Source organism: uncultured Mailhella sp., from assembly GCF_944324575.1.
Lineage (GTDB): Bacteria > Desulfobacterota > Desulfovibrionia > Desulfovibrionales > Desulfovibrionaceae > Mailhella.
Window position 1 is genome coordinate 1 of record NZ_CALUWV010000160.1, and the last position, 2,840, is coordinate 2,840.

Genomic DNA, 2,840 nt, shown 5'->3' on the forward strand with positions numbered 1-2,840 from the left:
CACCGAGATCTACACGCTGTCCCTACACGCCGCCGTTAAGCGCGCGGGCGTCGTGCAAGCCCCGCCTCCGTACAGCGTGTCCGGAGCTGACGGGCGTGGGCGGTACTCGGGAGAAGGCAGGGGAAAGCGCCGGGTCAACGCTCTGGGGCCCCGGGCCGCTTTCGAGCGGCCCGGCCGACGGCCGCAGGCAGGCGGAATTCACTTCCGCCGTTAAGCGCAGCGGGCGTCGTGCAAGTCAAGAGACCGTACAGCGTGTCCGGAGCTGACGGGCGTGGGCGTCATTCGGGCGTTTTTAAGGTGTCGAGCCTCAGCTCGAAAACGCGGCATCCGAACACGCCCGCAATGAGCGTGCGCCCGCGTCGTGAAACGGCGTTGACGTGCTGATGCCCGTGGAGCACCAGCGCAGGAGCATGACGGTCGATGTATTCCGTGACGGCCTGAAAGCCCTGATGGGCAAAGTCGTTCTGCTCGTGGTATCCCGCCGGGGAGTTGTGGCTTATGAGCACGTCGACGGCGGGCAGACGCATCATGACGGCCCGCGCCTTCTCCTGCGTAAGCATGAAGCCCGGCGTGCTCTTGTAGCGCAGGCTTCCGCACAGTCCCGCAAACGTCAGCCCGAAGGCCCGGGCGCTTCGGCCATGCAGATCTTCCATGCCCTCCGGCCACGGTCCGGGAATATCGTGATTGCCGTGCACGACAAACATCCGCTGCGGCCTGAAAAGACGGACGGCCCGCGCCACGGTATGGGGATGAACGTCACCCAGAGAAAGAAGAATGTCCGCAGGTCGGATGTTTTCGGGAAGACGCATGAAATCGTCGTCGGCAATGACGGCCAGTCGCAGCCGTGAAGCCCCGGCGCGGAGCGGAAAGGGAAAAGGTCGGTTGCTGTCTCGCATGGCGTTCGTTTGGCGTTTGTTGCTCGGCAGGTCAGAAGAGCAGCCCGGGCACGGCGCATGGACGCGGGCGGCGTCCGGGCCTTCCATCACGCGGCGCGGGCAGAGCGCAGCAGGCTTAACATCTCCCCGGCGTCGCCGTCGGCACGAAGGCCGCGCGCTCCCCGCGCATGATGTGGCATAACGTCCGCCGTGGACGCTCTGCCGAGCCCGGAAACAACGCGCAAGGTCAGAAGCTGTGCAGTCGTAAGAATCATGGCGGTTACTCCTGTTGTCGGGCATGAAGGAACGGAAAAACGGCAATGAACTCAAAGGAAACGCGGTCTGCCGCCTTGAGAACGCAAACGTCGCACGAAGACGCCGTGCGTCAGATGGCGCAGGAAGAAAAGAAAACTCTATGGTCGCGCCCCCGATGCGGAAAGTGAAAACAGCGTTTCTGTCCTCAGATGTGTGGACGCTGCGGAGCTTCCGCTTTTTCGGGAAAAAGGATGCGGGGAGAGCAAGGCACGGGGACTTGCCTTGCGCCGCAGACGACGGCCCGGCGTTTTTCGGCGCAGGAGCCTTTTCCGCGAACGTCCGCTTGCCTGTTTTCTGCGGCGGCAGCGTGCTTTGTTTCGACCGAGCCCTGCCGCAGAAAAGGTCTTGCCTTTCCGAAACGTCGAGGCTATTTACTTATCAGTAATAATTCCTGATAATGAGGGCCCATGAACGACAACATGTATGCGCGACGCGCCTTTCTTGTTGGTTTGTCGGCGCTGCTGACATGTATTGGAACCGGTTCCGCGTCTGCGGCATTTTCCCGACCCCCCTTTGATCCGTTGCGGGAGGCAGTTTTGATGAATGACAGCGGTTTTCGCATTGTGGCGCGCGGCGACGCTGCCGTGCCGCCTCTGACCCCCATGGAAGCGGAGGTTATTCTTTGCAGGGCCACGGAAGCGCCCTGGACGGGCGAGTATGAAAGGAACAGGGCGGCAGGAACGTATTTATGCCGTCAGTGCGGCGTGGCGCTGTACCGTTCGGCGGACAAGTTCGACTCGGGCTGCGGCTGGCCTGCCTTTGACGACGCGCTGCCCGGCATGGTGCGCCGTCTGCCCGATGCCGACGGTCGGCGTGTGGAGATTCAGTGCAGTCATTGCGGGGCGCATCTCGGCCACGTGTTCGAGGGGGAGCGCCTGACCGCAAAGAACACGCGCTACTGCGTCAATTCCGTGTCCATGAGCTTTGCGCCCGCAGGCAGTGAAAAGGAAAAGCTGGGGCTGGCGCTCTATGAAAAGGTGAAGGGAACCGGCGTGGCCGTGCTTGCGGGCGGCTGCTTCTGGGGTGTTGAGGACGGCATGAGCAGACTGCCCGGCGTGGTGGACGTGCGTTCCGGCTATACCGGCGGACACCTCGACCGGCCTTCCTACGAAGATGTGTGCCGCGGCAACACCGGCCACGCCGAAGCCGTGCTCGTGCGCTTCGATCCCCAAAAAATCAGCTATGAGGCCATTGTCCGCCGCTTTTTTGAAATTCACGACCCCACGGAGCTCAACAGGCAGGGCCCGGACGTGGGCACGCAGTACCGCTCCGCCATATTCTGGCTCGACGAGGACCAGAAGGCCACGGCGCAGAAGCTCATGGATGAACTCCGCTCCCTGGGCTACCACGTCGTGACCACCCTCGAACCCGCCGGCCCCTTCTACGAGGCCGAAGCCTGGCACCAGGACTTCGCCGCACGTACAGGCCGCGGAGCCTGCCACCTGCCCGTGCCCCGCTTCGACCGCCGCGCCGACGGCTCCCCCCGATAAAAGGCAGGAAAGACAGGAAAGGCAGCGGGGGAAATAATTCCCCCCGCGCCCCCTTGGTTCTTTCAGCTTCTTGTCAACGCTCTGGGGAACGCGGGCGACCTGAGGAGTCCGCGCCGACGGCCGCAAGTAGCCGGAATTCACTTCCGGCGTTAAACGCAGC

2 protein-coding genes are annotated in these 2,840 nt (G+C 63.2%); one reads left to right on the forward strand and one right to left on the reverse strand.

Annotated features, from left to right (window positions below):
* Positions 1–278: 278 nt before the first annotated feature.
* Entirely contained in the window at positions 279–896 is a 618-nt protein-coding gene (locus Q0J81_RS10965; RefSeq protein WP_294447880.1) for a metallophosphoesterase family protein, read from the reverse strand.
* 833 nt (positions 897–1,729) lie between these two features.
* Here Q0J81_RS10965 and Q0J81_RS10970 point away from each other — a divergent pair.
* A complete protein-coding gene (locus tag Q0J81_RS10970; RefSeq protein ID WP_294447881.1) occupies positions 1,730–2,680 on the forward strand; it encodes a bifunctional methionine sulfoxide reductase B/A protein in 951 nt (316 codons plus the stop codon).
* The last annotated feature ends 160 nt before the right edge of the window (positions 2,681–2,840 follow it).

Bases quoted from the DNA above. Each gene is read 5' to 3' on its own strand.
- Q0J81_RS10965 (WP_294447880.1), bottom strand. From the start codon at position 896: ATGCGAGACAGCAACCGACCTTTTCCCTTTCCGCTCCGCGCCGGGGCT.
- Q0J81_RS10970 (WP_294447881.1), top strand. From the start codon at position 1,730: ATGAATGACAGCGGTTTTCGCATTGTGGCGCGCGGCGACGCTGCCGTG.